A 15,120-nucleotide genomic window follows, 5' to 3' on the forward strand; every position below is an offset into this window, starting at 1 on the left:
CGGGACTAGTAGCCTGCGCCCTGAGCCTTCGCCATCCGGCGCGGCCGCCGCTATGTTTCCGCCATGCCCCCTGTCGATCCGCCTTTCCGGCCCCCGCACATGCCCGACGTCGTCGACCTGATGAGCTTTCTCGATGCGTCCCCCACGCCTTACCACGCCGTGGCCGAGGCGGCGCGCAGGCTGGAGGCGGCCGGCTTCCGCAATCTTCGCGAACAGGATGCCTGGGACCTGGGCGAGGCCGAGCGCGCCTACGTCGTGCGCGGCGGAGGCAGCATCGCCGCCTTCGTCGTCGGCGAGCGCGAGCCGGCCGAGTCGGGATTCCGCATCATCGGCGCCCACAGCGACTCTCCGAACCTTCGCCTCAAGCCTCGCCCCGACGTGAAAGCGCACGGCTACCGCCAGCTCGCCGTCGAGCCTTACGGCGGCGTGCTTCTTCATACCTGGCTCGATCGCGACCTCGCGCTGGCAGGCCGCGTCAGCATCGCGGCCGGCGAAGAGCCTCTTACGCTGCTCGTCGATCTTCACCGCGCGGTCGCGCGCATTCCGAACCTTGCGATCCACCTTTACCGCGAGCTGAGGAGCGACGGCCTCAAGCTGAACGAGCAGACGCACATGGCTCCGCTGATCGGACTCGACAGCCGCGCCGATCTTGCAACCCTTCTTGCGGCCGAGCTCGAAGCCATCGGCGAGGACGACGTCGAAGCGGACGACATCCTCGGCTTCGATCTCATGTTCTACGATCTTGCCGGCGCGACGATCGGCGGAGTCGGCGACGATTTCCTGTTCTCGGGCCGGCTCGACAACCTCGCTTCTTCGCACGCGTCGCTGACCGCGTTGATCCGCGCGAGCCAGCGCGGCCCGCAGGCGCCGTTCACCCGTGTCATCGTGCTCCACGACCATGAAGAGGTCGGCAGCCGCAGCGCCCAGGGCGCCGGCGGCACCTTCCTCCTCGACGTGCTCGACCGCCTCGCGACGCTCTCCGGAGGCGGCGATCCGGAAGCGAAGGCGCGCGCGATCTCGCGCTCCGTGCTGGTTTCGGCCGACATGGCGCACGCGGTGCATCCCAACTACGCCGATCGCCACGAGCCCGGGCACAGGCCGATGATCGGCGGGGGTCCGGTGCTCAAGTTCAACGCCGGCCTCGCGTACGCGACCGACGCCGAGACGGCCGCGATGTTCGCGTCGGCGTGCCGCCGCGCCGACGTGCCGCTGCAGCATTTCGTCTCGCGCAGCGACCTTGCGTGCGGCTCGACGATCGGGCCGATCAGTGCCGCTCGTGTCGGGCTTCGCACGGTGGACGTCGGCACGCCGATGATGTCGATGCATTCGTGCCGCGAGATGTGCGGCACTGCCGACATCGAGCCGATGATCCGCGCGCTCACCGCGTTCCTGGAGCCCGCCGAGTAGTGGGCGGCGCACCGAAGTGGTTCACCGACGCGCTGGCTCACCTGCCCGAAGAGCGAAGCGTCGAGGTCGAAGGCTGCACGATCCGTTATCTCCGCTGGGGCGAAGTCGGGCGGCCCGGCCTGCTGCTCGTGCACGGCGGTGCGGCCCACTCGCGGTGGTGGAGCTTTCTTGCTCCGCTGCTCGCGCACGACTACTGCGTCGCGGCGCTCGACCTGAGCGGACACGGCGAGAGCGGAAGGCGCACCCTCTACCCGCGCGAGATCTGGGCGATGGAGGCAGTCGCGGTCGCCGAGGACGCCGGCCTGAGAAAGAGCGGGCCGCCGATCATCGTCGGCCACAGCCTCGGCGGGCTCGTCACCATCGTCGCGGCCTCCCTTTACGGCGACCGCATGGCCGGCGCGGTGATCGTCGACTCTCCGGTGCAAAGGCCGGACCCCGAAAGCCAGGAAGGACGCCAGGGACGCGCCTTCCGCAACCCCAAGGTCTATGCGACGCTGGAAGAAGCCGTCACGCACTTCCACCTGATCCCGTTCCAGCCTTGCGACAATCCGTGGATCGTCGACCACGTCGCGCGCAATTCGCTGAAAAAGGTGGACGGGGGCTGGACGTGGAAGTTCGACCCCGTCGTCTTCGAGCGCGTCTCGCTCAAGCCCATGAGCGATTACCTGGCCGATACGCGCTGCCGCATCGCCATCCTGCGCGGGGAGCTGAGCGACCTGGTGCCGCCAGAGACCGGGCAGTACATGTACGAGCTTCTCGACCGCAACGCGCCCGTGATCGAGATCCCGCAGGCCCACCACCACCTCATTCTCGACCAGCCGCTGGCGTTCATCGCCGCGCTGAGGGCGGTGCTGGCCGACTGGGAACACTCCCTTCCGCGCAAGGGCAAGGCACCGCCGGGGCCCTAGCTAGACCAGGGCCCTGGTGTTTTCGCTGCCGGCCCGGGCGTGGCTCGAACCGGCGCCGTCATTCGATTATTTTCGCCTGCTCCACGTCGAAGCGCGCATGCCTGTAAAAGCCCTTCTTGTCGCCGCCGCTGTCTGCCTGCTGATCGGCTCGCGCGCCGCCGTGGCCGCACCGGCGGCGACCGACCCATCCGCTGTCGCGCGCGCGACGCTCGACAACGGGCTTCGCATCATCGCCGTGCGCAACACGCTCGCGCCCGTGGTGGCCACTGCGCTGAACTACGACGTCGGCTCCGATGAGTCGCCGGCCGGTTTCCCCGGCACCGCGCACGCGCTCGAGCACATGATGTTCCGGGGAAACCCGGCGCTTTCGGCCGAGCAGCTCGCCGACATCGGCACGCTGCTCGGCGGAAACTTCAACGCCAATACGCGCGAGAGCCTGACCCAGTACGTGTTCACGGTGCCTGCCGAGGACCTCGGGGTCGTGCTCAGCATCGAGGCCGCGCGGATGCAGGGCATCCTGGCAACGAAGGATTCGTGGACCAAGGAGCGCGGCGCGATCGAGCAGGAAGTCGCCGCGGATTTTTCCGAGCCTTTCGAGGTCCTGCACACCAGGCTGCGCGCCCGGATGTTTGCCGCAACGCCGTACGAGCACGACGCGCTCGGAACGCGCCCCTCGTTCGACAAGACCAGTGCGGCAATGCTCGCGGACTTCTACGGCCACTGGTACGCGCCCAACAACGCGCTGCTGGTGATGGTCGGCGACATCGAGCCGGAAGCGGCCATCGCCAAGGCGCGGGAGGTCTTCGGATCGATTCCTCGAAAATCGTTGCCGCCGCGGCCGGCCGTCGAGCTTCGCCCGCTCAAGCCGGAGCGAGTCACGATGCCGTCGGACCAGAGCGACGCGGCGTCGGTCGTGGCGCTTCGTGCACCCGGCACCGACAGTCCCGACTATGCGGCGTTCGAGGTTCTTTGCGACGTGCTCGCCAGCCACCGCTTCGACCTTTACGGCCTGGCTGCCGCGGGAAAAGCCGTCGACGCGAGCTTCGAGATCGAGCCGATGCCGAAGGCCGGCCTGGCCTGGTCCGTCGTGACGTTTCCGGCCGGGGGCGACGCTGCGGGCATCGAGCGCGACGTGCGCACGATCCTGCAGCGAGTCGCGCGCGACGGCGTTCCCGCGGAGCTGGTGGCCGCGGCCAAGCTGCAGGAGAGGCGCGAAGGCGAGTTCGCGAAGAATTCGATCGCCGACCTCGCCTCGGTGTGGTCGGATGCCGTCGAGCTGTACGGCCTTTCGTCACCGGACGAAGACATCGAGCGCATCGACAAGGTCAGCGTGGAGGACGTCAACCGCGTAGCGCGCAAATACCTCGACGTCGATCATTCGATCCACGCGCTTCTCGTCCCGAGCAAGTCCGGTGCTCCCGTGATCGCCAGCGGCAAGGTGGGCGGCAAGGAGACGATCGACCTCGGCGAGGCGCCTGCGACGAAGCTGCCGGGCTGGGCCGAAAACCTGCTGCACCACCTCGACGTGCCTGCTTCCACGCTGCACCCGGTGGTGAGCACGCTCGCCAACGGCGTCACGCTCATCGTCCAGCAGGAGGACATCAGCGACACCGTCAGCGTCTACGGCCGTGTCCGCAGCCGTGCCGAGGTGGAGGTTGCGCAAGGCAAGGAAGGCGTCGCCGAGCTTCTCGACGACCTGTTCGAATACGGCACCGATAAACGCGACCGCCTCTCGCTCGAGAGCGCCCTCGACGAGCTCGGCGCCACCGAGAAGGCAGGCACCGATTTTTCGATTCGCCTGCTGTCGTCCGACTTCGAGCGCGGCGTCGATCTTCTCGCCGAGCACGAGCTTCATCCTGCGCTTCCACAGCCGGACTTCGAGCGGCTTCGCGAGCGCGCGACCCGCACCGTTGCCGCCAGGAACGCCAGTCCCGGATTTCTCAACCAGCATGCGCTGAGGCACGCACTGTTCCCGGAAACCGACCCGCTGCAGCGGCACTCGACTCCGCAGACCGTGCAAGCGCTGACGATCGACGACGTGCGCGATTACTATCGAACGACGATCCGCCCCGACCTGGCGACCATCGTCGTCGTCGGCAAGGTCACGCCGGAAGAGGCTTCGCGGGTGATCACGAAGAGCTTCGGTTCCTGGTCGGCCTCGGGACCGAGGCCCGACGTCGACCTGCCGCCTGCTCCGCAGAATGCTCCCGGACAGGCGAGCGTGCCCGACGCTTCGCGCGTGCAGGACGAAGTGACGCTGGCTCAGACGCTCGACATGGCGCGCTCCAACCCGGAGTACTACGCGCTCGAGCTCGGCAACCGCGTGCTCGGAGGCGGGTTCTACTCCTCGCGCCTGAGCGTCGACCTGCGCAAGAACGGCGGCCTCGTCTACGACGTCGGCTCCCATATCCAGGCCGGTCGCACGCGCAGCGTCTACATCGCACACTACGCCTGCGACGCGGCCAACGTATCGACGGCCGGCGACCTCATCGTGCGCGATCTGCGCCAGATGCAGAATTCGCCGGTCTCGGACGACGAGCTGGCTCGTGCCAAATCCCTCGTCCTGCGCCAGATCCCGCTGGCCGATGCCAGCATCGAAGCGCTGGCGCACGGCCTCCTGCAGCGTCGCGATCTCGATCTTCCGCTGGACGAGCCGACCGTCGCCGCGCGCCGCTACGTTGCGCTGACTCCGGAGGACGTGCGCGCCGCGTTCGCGAAATGGATGCGACCGGGCGACCTGGTGCGCGTCACGCAGGGACCGGCGCCGCACTGAACGCCGATCCCGCGCGCGAGCGCGAACGAGGCAGGACAGGAACGTCCTGCCGTCAGATCTGCGACGTGCAGTGCGGGCAGCGCCTGGCCGCGAGCGGGATCCGCGTCGCGCACTGGGGACAGTCTTTCTCCGTGGCGGCCGGCGCGGGCTGGGGATCCTCGCGGCGCAACGAGTTCATGCCCTTGATGACCATGAACAGCGCAAACGCGACGATCGTGAAGCTGACGATCTGATTGATGAACAACCCGTAGTTCAGCGTCACTGCCCCTGCGGCCTGGGCATCGCCCAGTGACAGGAACGGCCCGGGCTTGGCGGCATTGGTCCGCAGCACGACGAAAAGATTGCTGAAATCGACGCCGCCGAGCACCAGCCCGATCGGCGGCATCAGCAGGTCCGAGACCATGCTCGCGACGATCTTGCCGAACGCCGCGCCGATGACGATGCCGACGGCCATGTCGACGACGTTGCCGCGCATCGCGAAATCACGGAATTCCTTGAACATTGCTGACTCCTTCGTGGCTAGCAGGTTGCGCACCGCGGGCGGAAAAGGCGCCCGCGCGCCGGAGTGGCCTCGCGCAGCCTTCGATGTCACAGCCCTCGCGGTGCTGTCAATGCGCGGTTGCCGCGAGTGGACGGGATCACCCGACGGGGTCATCCCCGGAGAGCTCGTCTTCGAGCTGCAGCGTGACGTGATCGATGCCGAAGCGCTCGTGCAGCATCACGCGCGCCCCGGCCAGCACGTCCCGGCCGCGGGCGTGCGCAGCGACGACGACGTGGCCGCTCAGCGCGTCCATTCCCGACGTGATCGTCCATACGTGCAGGTCGTGGACGCCGGTGACGCCGCCGATCCCTTCGAGCTGGCGGCGAAGACTGTCGACGTCGATGTGATGGGGAGCCGCCTCCATCAGCACGCCGAGGGTCTCCAGCAACAGCGTCGTTGCCGAGCGCACGATCAGCAACGCAATCAGCAGCGAGGCCAGGGGGTCGGCCCACCGCCATCCGTAGAGCGAGATCAGCGCCGCCGACGTCATCGCGCCGACGCTGCCGAGCGCATCCCCGATCAGGTGCAGCCATGCGCTGCGCACGACGAGCCCGTGATCGTGGTCGCCGTGAAGCACGGCAAGACCGGCAAGATTGATGACGAGGCCGCCGGTCGCGATCAGCAACGCGATGCCCGCGGTCACCTCCGGAGGGCTCGAAAGGCGGCGGAACGCTTCCCAGCAGATGATGACCGCGACGACGTCCAGCGCGACGGCATTGAGGAGGGCCGCCAGCGCCTCGGCGCGATGGTAGCCGTACGTACGCGACGAAGTCGGCGCGAGCGTCGCCGCACGCATCGCGGCCAGCGAAATTCCGAGAGCCGCAACGTCCGAAAGCATGTGGCCGGAGTCGGCCAGCAGCGAAAGCGAATTGGTGACCCATCCGCCGACGGCTTCGGCGACCATGTAGACGGCGGCCAGCACGAGCGCGAACGAAAGGCGCGAGGCCGAGCGGCGCCGCTGCTGGCTGTCGCGCGGAGAATGGATCTCGCAGTCGCTGCAGATCTCCACCGACGCGACCTGACCGCCGTGCGCCGCGTGCCCCCCGGTGCCGCCCGTCGCCATGGCCTTCAGTCTGTCACTTCACGAGATACGGATCGACACGCACTCGCAGGTCCCGCTCGATCGCGAGGGCCTCGTCGAGGCGGCCCTGGTACTTCTGGCAGAATTCCGGCAGCACGTCGGCGATGACGACCGCCTGCTTCTTGATGCCGACGACTTTGTCGAGGCCTGAAACCAGGTCTGCCCGCACCTCGGGGGGGATTCCCGGCCTGGTGCGAACGACCTGGACGATGCGCCGCAGAGCCGACAGCGAAAACCGCAGGCTGTCGCGAGAGGCCTTGCCGTCGGCGTCGCAGGCACCGGCCCGCGCGGCTTCCTCGGCATCGATCACTGCCGACAGCGAGTCGGGCGTCTTTTCCGGGTCGCAGAAGTCCGGCACGCCGTTGTGATCGAGGTCCGCAGTGCCTTCCTCGCCGTCGAAGATCTCGTCGTTGTCCGAATCGGCGTCATAGCGGTTCGGAATGCCGTCGCCATCGACGTCGTCGGGGCAATTGACGTTTTCGAGACGGTCGGGAAGGCCGTCCTCGTCGCAATCGTCGCTGCTGCACGCGGGCCAAGGACCGTCGGCGACGAAGAACGACGCGGTGGTGACGCGCGCAAACGGAACCACGCGCACCAGTGCCCTTGCCGGCCCGGGAAAGATCGGCTCGCCGAGGGCAGGCTGGGAGCGGGCTGCAACCGCCGCGGCGACGCGCACCTCATAGAGACCGCGGCCGGCAAAGCCGTTGAAGTCGGCTCCCCAGTCCTGCGTGATCGGATCGCGCGCGAACGTGACCGGCACTTCGCTGCCGTCGGGGCGCCGAACGCTGCCCTGCACCGAGACGTCACCGTCGATGTCGGTCACGTAGGCGGTGCGCGCCGACAAGTGCACCGGATGCGCGACCGACGCGAGGCGCGGATCGGCGTCGGCAAAAAGATCGGCGTTGTCCTGCACCGTGAACGCGAGGACCTCGTTCTTCTGCAGTGCGTGCGCACCGGGCATCACTCGCAGCAGCCAGCGCCCCGGCCGCGGCTCGGGGACTCGCAGCACCGAAAATCCCCGCTCCGAGTGGCTTTGCGGCGAGGATTCGTCGAGCCGCTCTCCATCGGGACCGACCAGCTCGTAGAGCAGGCGCCAGTCGTCGATCCTGTCGTTGCGGGTACCGAGGAAAATCTCCAGCTCGTGGGCTTTTTCCTCGACGTCGATCGGAAACTCGCGGATCGCGGGCGTGTCGCGCGGAGCGCCCGTGGCCGGCGCGGCAAGGTCGAAATCGGTGCGCGCGAGCACCAGGGCATTTCCCGTTTCGTGCGCAGCGAGCTCGGCCAGGATGCCCGGTACCGCGGTCGGCTGCATTGCCGAGAACGCGTGACCTCCGCTTCGCGCCGCGATCGCCGAAAGACCGAGTCCGTCGGCCGCGTGCCCGATCGCGACCGTGTCAACGCGATAGAGGATGGGGTCGAGCTTGCGCTCCTCCTGTCCTGGCACGACTCCGACGTTGTTCACGCCGTCGCTGATGAGGATCACCGTGCGGCTGCGACCGGTGTGCTCGACTTTGGCCAGCGCCTCCTGGGCTTTCTCCAGCGCGCTGCCGACGGCGGTGTCGCCCTCGGCCTTGAGCGATGCGAGCACAGCCGAAAGAACGCCTCCGCGCCCGCCCGAAGCATCGCGCACTTCGCTGACGGTCTCGGCGTCGGTCTGCATCGCGACCACCCCGACCTGCAGCTTGGGGTTGGATGCGAGCGCCAGGAACCCGCGTACCGCGATGCGCTCGTACTCGAGGCGCGAGTCCGCGCAGTCGGCCTCGTCCGTCTCGCCGTCGGCATCGTCGTCGGCGCTGTTCGCGCACACCTCGCCGGGCTTTCCGTCGACGCGCATGCCCATGCTCCGGGAAGTATCGAGCACGAAAACGACCTGGTCGGTACCCATGACGTCGGCATAAAAGTGCACCGGCGCATCGCAGGATGCCGGCGCATCCTCGTTGACCGTGCCCTGCGGAGCGACGAGGAACGGATAGTTCGTCGTCAGTGTCTGCCAGTCGCTGGCACCGTGGTGCAGCAGGCTCTGTTCGCTCAGCTCCCAGCGGCCGCGACTGGAGTTCCAGCTCGACGCGCACCACTGCTCGCCGCAGCCGGCGACTCCGTCGAAGGTGACGCTTACTCGCGGCGCTCCGGCCGCGACCATCTGCAATCCGTCGTAGCCTTGTCCCGGGCTGCCGGCGGCATCGGGATTGCGCGTTCCGATATCGATGGCCGTCTCGGCAGGACCGCGGCCCTGGGTCGGCGGCAGCACCAGGCGAAGGTCGGGCGGCTCGACGGTCGCGAGCGAAAAATTGTCGTGGAAGGTCATCGTCCACGAGCGAAGAACGGCGAGCTTTCCTTTCGGGCCGCCGAATTCCGAAGCATCGGCCGCAACGGTGAGCTGCCAGGCGAGCCGCGAAGGATGCGCGAGGAAAAACTCGAGACGCAGGCCCGGCGGCGTCCCCGAGCTGCCGAGCAGCGCAACCTCCTGGTGCCATGCCGAAGTGGCGCGCGCCGAAAGAAAATCGGTCGCATCCAGAGCGCTCTGCGGCTCGGCCCTGGACGGCAGGACGCCGACGAAGCGGATGCGCGTCGCAGGATTCGGCCGCGGGCACGCGGTTGCGTCGCCGCGCAGCAGGTCGTGGTTTTCGGGAGTGCTGAACTCGCTCGCGAGCACGGCCTTGCACGGCGCTCCCGCGCATTCGTCGTCGCGAAGACAGTCCTGCCCGAGCAGCGCACCTTCGCTGCAGCGCATTCCACCGGCACCCTGCATGATCGAATGATTCTTTTCGTCGAGCTGGCCCTTCTCGAAGCCCGGCCCGATGCCGCAGGCTCCACCACGACGACGCTGGTCGTCGTACTGGTCGCCGAGGCCGAACATGTGATGGGCGAGCAGGTGCGCGAGCCGGTCGGGCCTCAGCCGCGCAGACGAGAACACGTCCATGTGGGCGCCGAGGCGGTGCAGGTCGTTTCCTCCCGCATCGTAAGGGCCTCCGGAGGCCGCCTCGCCGTCATGGATCCACAGTGCTGCCAGGTCCGCGCTCTCGGGCGACGAAAGCAGGCGGATCCTGTCGATGTGGACCTGGCCTTCGGTCGCATCGCACAGGATCGACGCCGTGCGCTGCAGCGCGGCTTCGGTCTCGGCGAGATCCTCGTACGAAGGCTGGTCGCGAAAGGAGACCTGCAGGCCGCTGCGTCCGGTGGGATCCTCGATCCAGCCGCGGCCGGCATGGGCCGGAGCGGCGACGGACAGCGCTGCTGCTGCGGCGGCCGCAGCGAGCGCTGCGCAGCGACGCGCGAGGACGGGGCTGCTGCCGCCCGCGCCGGATCGCGTCTCGCATCCGCCGTCTGCTTTCATCACTTCGCTCCGGATGCGCGGGGGCCAGCCGTCACCGGAGCGTAGAAGCGGGCTGGCGAACTGGCAAGAGAACTGCGCCCATGCTGCATTCTGCAGCGGGCCGCCCGGCGCTGTGCCGATCGAGCGGCCCGCGACGGACCACGAGCCACCAAGCGAGACCCAGCGACCGCTTCGACGGAGTAGGAAAATGCAACGTCTGCTGCGAATGCTTTTCGGAGGAGCCGGCTCGCCGGCCAAATTGCTGGAGCCCGGGACGACCGCTCCCGATTTTCGCGTGACGGCCCATGACGGCAGCACCGTCGGTCTGGCCGATCTCAGGGGCCGCAAGGTGATCCTGTGGTTCTATCCGAAAGCCGACACTCCGGGATGCACCGTCGAAGGCAAAGGCCTGTGCGCACGACACGAGGAGTTCGTGCGCCGCGGCGCCCTGATTCTCGGCGTCAGCTTCGACTCGGTCGCCGAAAACCGTGCGTTCGCCGAGAAGTTCCGCTTTCCGTACCCCCTCCTTTGCGACACGAAGCGGGAGATCGGCATGGCCTACGGTGCCTGTGACAGTCCCGGCGCAAAGAACGCGCGGCGCATTTCGTACGTGATCGACGAGAGCGGCATCATCCGCCACGTGCTGCCGAAGGTGGATCCGGCAACGCACACCGACGAAGTGCTCGCGCTCGTGAGCTGAGCCAGCGCCGCACCGAGGCGTCAGCGGTGGCCTCCGCCCATGGCGCCGCCGACGCGGCCGAACGTGGAGTTCAGGCCGCTGCCCACCGAGCCCATCGGCCCACCGCCCCCGCCACCGATCGGCGGAGCGAGGGCTCCGCTGCTGACATATCCGCCGGATTTCACACCGCTGCCATGCATCACGGGGACCGGCCGGTGCACGCCGCCGGAATCGTGGGCTGCGACGCCGTGGGACGCACCGCCTTCGATTGCCGAGCCAGGCGCCGAGGAATGCGCGGGCGGCGTCACTGCGCGAACCGGAGGCGAAACATGACCGTGACCGCCGACGGAATCGGGCCCGCCCGCGTGGTGGGGATTGCCGACGCCGCCGCGCGGCTCGCTCACCGTTCCCTCAGCGCCACTGGCGCGGCCGGCTTCTCCACCTGCGCGGCCGGCTTCTCCACCTGCGCCGCCGGCTTCTCCGCCGGCGCGGCCGGCTTCTCCGCGAGTGTGCCCGTGCGACTCCTCGCGCTGCCGCGTCTCCACCGCGCCACCTCGCGGACCGACGCGCTCGCCTGGCCTTTCGTCGAACGTCGGCTTCTCGATGTTGCCGTGCCGCTCGTCGAACGACGGCTTCATCAATTCACCGCGGCCTTCGTGGTCGTGCGCAGTCGCATCGGGCGATCCGTGGACGTCCGGCCGGAACAGGCGAACGCGTCCGTGCGACGCCTCGTCGGGCGCTCCACGCCCGTGCGCGCCGGCCGGCGGCGAGTTGCGGTCCTCGATGCGCACCGGCGTGATCCGGTGGCCCGTCGCATGCTCGATCGTGCGCGGGTCGATGCCTCGCGAGAAGTGGTGGCCCGTCTGGTCCGGCGCGAGCTCGCGCGAGCGCCCGTACACATCGCCCACGTGCGTGCGATCGACGAGCACGCGATCGACGCGCGTGCTCGTGAAGTCGCGCTTATGCGCGAAGTTCCAGTAGTTGCGGTCCTGCTCTTCGGCGCGACGCTGGTCGAACGCGGCAGTTTCCGCATGGCTGTCGTGCCGGCGGTCCCCGCCGTGATCGTGGTGATCGCCGCCGTGATCGTGATGATCGCCGTCGTGATCATGATGATCGCCGTCGTGCCAGCGATCGTGGTGCCAGGAGCCGCCGTCCCAGTACACCCACGGGCCGAGCGGAGCCCAGCCGATGAAATCGTCACACTCGCGCCAGTCTACCCAGGCCGGAGCCCACACGTTGCCGGGAATCCAGATCCATCCGTAAGCAGGATCGAGGTACCAGCGCCCGTAGTGATACGTCGCCCAGCCGAACGGCTCGTCGGAAACCCACAGCCACTGGCCGTCGTCCGTCCAGGCCCAGTGGCCGAGCGTGTACGGCCTCCATCCGGCCGGCCGGTAGGCCGGGTACCACGCCCAGCCGAAATCGGCGGTCTGAACCCAGGTGCCCTGGCTCGAGAGCGCATCGCGGAACACCGATTCGTCGACTTCGTAGTACGCCGCCGCGCGCTGCGGCAACGCCAGGCTCGATACGGCGCAAAGCGTCAGCGCAGCGAGAAAGATCGCCGCGGACGCGCACGGGCGCACGCAGGGACGAAAGAAGGAACGCCCAAAGGGACGCACGGATTTCATTCGAATGGCTCCCGGGAGCAACGTTTTTCCCAACTGCCGCTGCCGGCCCGTTTCGACGCGGCCGGGTGATCCGCCTTCAATCGGATGCGGTCCAGAACCTTCCGCGCTTTGCCGTCCCGTGCAAGAGGAAACCGTCAAAGGCGCGGCGCCGTTCGCAAATTTGACCGGGGCCTACGACGAAAATGCGCGCCAGCCGACGGCCGGCAGCGCCGCGAGCGCACCGAAGAAGATCACGTTGGCCACGGCGCCCGCGTAGGCGAGGAGCACGAAGCGCAGGTCTTCCTCGAGGATTCCGACCGCCATCAGCAGGATCACGGTGGCGGGGAAAAAGTTCGTCAGCGGGATCGGCAGCGGCAGCGAAAACACCAGCGCATGGACGATCCAGACGACCGCATTGGTCACCCGAAACCAGCGCCGCTCGAACAGCCACTGGGCACGCGGCTGGACGAACTTTTCGATGCGCGAGAGCAGCTTCTCCAGCCGGGCGCAGATACGTCGCACCGCGTCCGGCTCGACCGTCATGCCGGCCAGGCGCGCCGGAAGCCACGGCGGCTTTCTGAGCGCAACGAACACTCCGATGATCGCGAGCACGATGCCGATCGCGTTCGACAGTCCCGGCAGAGGCAACGGCTGGAGGAACGGCAGAACGAGGAAGATGGCCGCGAAGGCGTGTCCTTGCGGGCCGCAGATCGCGAACAGCTCGCCGACCGACACCGGTCCGTCTTCCGCGCGTCGCTCGATGTTGCGCAGTGTCTCGCTGAACCGGTGTCCGTGAACGAAGTCGCCGGGCTGGGGGTGAACGATCTCGGACATCGCGCCGTTTGCCGCGCCGTCTTCTATCGGGCGCAGGCATCACGCGGCAAATGCGCAGCCTCGCCGGGTTGTCAGATGGCCGCCGCGACCAGCGCCTCGCCGACGTCGATTTGCGCCGGAAACAGCGCGACCGCGCAGCCTCCGAAACCGCCTCCCGTCATGCGCGCGCCGAGGGCGCCGGCAAGCCTGAGCGACGCAACGAGCGCATCCATCTCCGGTCGGCTCACTTCATAGAGATCGCGCAACGAAGCGTGTCCGGCATCGAGGATCGCGCCGAGCAGCAACCAATCGTTCGTTTGGATGGCGTTGACGGCGGCCAGCACGCGCGCGTTTTCGTCGAGCACGTGAAGCGCCCTCGCGCGAAGGCGCGAGGAAAGACCCAGGACGGCTTCACGCGAGGCTTCGCGCAGCGACGCGACGTCAAGGAGGCGCGCCGCCTCGCGGCATTCGGCCACACGTCGTGCGAACTCGCCCTGGCCGAGATCGTGGGAAAGACAGGAATCGACGACGACGATCTGAACTTGCCCGGCGGGAATCGCGACCGGGCGCCAGCCAAGGTCGCGGCAGTCGATCAGCAGCGGCGTTCCGTCGGACAGCACCGAGGCCATCTGGTCCATGATCCCGCACGGAACGCCGGCGTAGCGGTGCTCGGCGCGGCAACAGAGGCCGGCCTTGGCCTCGGGTGCGATGGCCGTGCCTTCGCTCGATTCGAGAAGGTTCGCCGTTGCCACTTCGAGGGCAGCGCTGCTCGACAGGCCCGCTCCCACCGGAACGTCCGAATCGATCCACGCGTCGAAACCACGTTGCAACGGCCCAACCGCGGCGATCCACTCGGCGAGCACGCCGCGCACGTAGTCGCCCCACCGCGGCAAGCTGCGGTGGATCGGTCGGTCCAGATCGATCGTCACGTCTCCTTCGGCCAGGGCACTGGCGACGCGCACGGTGCGATCCGCACGAGGCGCGGCGGCAATCGCCGTTCGCCTCTGGATCGCGAACGGCAGCACGAGGCCGTTGTTGTAGTCGGTATGCTCGCCGATCAGGTTGGCGCGACCCGGCGCCGAGACGACGAATTCGGCGCTGCGGCCGAAACGTCGCTCGAATCCACCCGCCGTGCGCCGCTCCAGGGCCTCGCGGCTCCTCGGTGCGACGAGGCGGGCCACCTCAGAGGCCGCCGCGAAGGTCGGGAAGGCGGTAGCCGCGGTCGTGCAGGTCGGCGCGGATCACCTTCTTGTCGAGCTTGCCCGTCGAAGTGAGCGGCAGGCTTTCGACGAACAGGATCTCGTCCGGCAGCTGCCACTTCGCGAATGACTGCGCGAGATGCGCAGTGACCTGCGCGGCAGTGACGATCGCGTCGGGAGAGCGCACGACGAGCGCCACCGGCCTTTCGTCCCACTTCGGATGCGGCTGCGCGACCACCGCGGCCTGGGCAACGCCCGGCACCGCGACGATGTCGTTCTCGATGTCGACCGAAGAGATCCACTCGCCGCCGCTCTTGATCAGGTCCTTGCTGCGGTCGGCGATGATCAGGTATTCCTCCGCGTCGATCTTCGCGACATCGCCGGTGACGAGCCAGCCGTCGTGGAATTTTTCCGGCTGGGGATTGGCATAGTACTCGCTCGCGATCCAGGGGCCGCGAATCAAGAGCTCGCCGACGGTGTTGCCGTCGTGAGGCAGCGGCTGCCAGTTCTCGTCGACGATCTCGATCTCGAGACCGGGAAGCGGAAGACCCGCCTTGCATGCGTTCGCGAAGTGCTCGTCGGTGGAAAGCCCACGCTGCGAGCGCTTGGCCACCTTGCGCGAAATCGTGCCGAGGGGGTTGGTCTCGGTCATGCCCCAGCCCTGGATCATCTCGACCCCGAGCCGGTCCCAGAACCAGCGCATCAGCGAGACCGGCGGAGCCGAACCGCCGCAGGTGACGCGCGCGAGGTGCTCGAGCTTCCAGCGCCCGGGCTCGGCCTCGATTGCGGCGCGCAGCCC

At 68.2% G+C, this 15,120-nt stretch carries 11 protein-coding genes; 4 read left to right on the forward strand and 7 right to left on the reverse strand.

All coding sequences use genetic code 11. The features are described from left to right. Positions 1-63 precede the first annotated feature (63 nt). The 3 genes from VGK20_17580 to VGK20_17590 all read left to right on the forward strand — a co-directional run bounded on the left by VGK20_17580 (position 64) and on the right by VGK20_17590 (position 5,088). On the forward strand, positions 64-1,407 hold the full coding sequence (locus tag VGK20_17580) for a M18 family aminopeptidase (GenBank protein ID HEY2775857.1): 1,344 nt from the start codon (positions 64-66) through the stop codon (positions 1,405-1,407). Beyond that, positions 1,407-2,315 (forward strand): alpha/beta hydrolase, encoded by a 909-nt coding sequence (locus tag VGK20_17585; GenBank protein ID HEY2775858.1) that lies wholly within the window; start codon positions 1,407-1,409, stop codon positions 2,313-2,315. The genes VGK20_17580 and VGK20_17585 overlap by 1 nt, the downstream gene beginning before the upstream one ends. Positions 2,316-2,412: 97 nt before the next feature. Then, complete coding sequence (locus VGK20_17590; protein HEY2775859.1) at positions 2,413-5,088, forward strand: pitrilysin family protein; 2,676 nt, start codon at positions 2,413-2,415, stop codon at positions 5,086-5,088. A 52-nt stretch (positions 5,089-5,140) separates the two neighbouring features. On the opposite strand, the gene mscL is transcribed toward VGK20_17590, so the two are convergent. From mscL to VGK20_17605, 3 genes are all read right to left on the reverse strand, one after another. Then, a complete protein-coding gene (gene mscL / locus VGK20_17595) occupies positions 5,141-5,590 on the reverse strand; it encodes a large-conductance mechanosensitive channel protein MscL (protein HEY2775860.1) in 450 nt (149 codons plus the stop codon). A gap of 136 nt (positions 5,591-5,726) precedes the next feature. Next, positions 5,727-6,692: a cation diffusion facilitator family transporter gene (locus VGK20_17600; GenBank protein ID HEY2775861.1), complete on the reverse strand. Its 966-nt coding sequence runs from the start codon at positions 6,690-6,692 to the stop codon at positions 5,727-5,729. 13 nt (positions 6,693-6,705) lie between these two features. Continuing rightward, on the reverse strand, positions 6,706-10,044 hold the full coding sequence (locus VGK20_17605) for a vWA domain-containing protein (protein HEY2775862.1): 3,339 nt from the start codon (positions 10,042-10,044) through the stop codon (positions 6,706-6,708). Positions 10,045-10,231: 187 nt separating this feature from the next. Here VGK20_17605 and VGK20_17610 point away from each other — a divergent pair, with 187 nt between their 5' ends. Continuing rightward, complete coding sequence (locus VGK20_17610; GenBank protein HEY2775863.1) at positions 10,232-10,723, forward strand: peroxiredoxin; 492 nt, start codon at positions 10,232-10,234, stop codon at positions 10,721-10,723. Positions 10,724-10,743: 20 nt separating this feature from the next. On the opposite strand, the gene VGK20_17615 is transcribed toward VGK20_17610, so the two are convergent. The 4 genes from VGK20_17615 to VGK20_17630 form a co-directional block, all read right to left on the reverse strand. Next, entirely contained in the window at positions 10,744-12,330 is a 1,587-nt protein-coding gene (locus VGK20_17615; GenBank protein ID HEY2775864.1) for a DUF6600 domain-containing protein, read from the reverse strand. 171 nt (positions 12,331-12,501) lie between these two features. Then, positions 12,502-13,143: an exopolysaccharide biosynthesis protein gene (locus VGK20_17620; GenBank protein HEY2775865.1), complete on the reverse strand. Its 642-nt coding sequence runs from the start codon at positions 13,141-13,143 to the stop codon at positions 12,502-12,504. Between the two features lie 71 nt (positions 13,144-13,214). Continuing rightward, on the reverse strand, positions 13,215-14,303 hold the full coding sequence (gene galK, locus VGK20_17625) for a galactokinase (protein ID HEY2775866.1): 1,089 nt from the start codon (positions 14,301-14,303) through the stop codon (positions 13,215-13,217). A gap of 1 nt (position 14,304) precedes the next feature. Further along, a partial coding sequence (locus VGK20_17630) for an AMP-binding protein (GenBank protein HEY2775867.1) occupies positions 14,305-15,120 on the reverse strand: 816 nt, incomplete at its 5' end.

The organism is Candidatus Binatia bacterium, from assembly GCA_036493895.1.
Taxonomy (GTDB): Bacteria; Desulfobacterota; Binatia; order UBA1149; family CAITLU01; genus DATNBU01.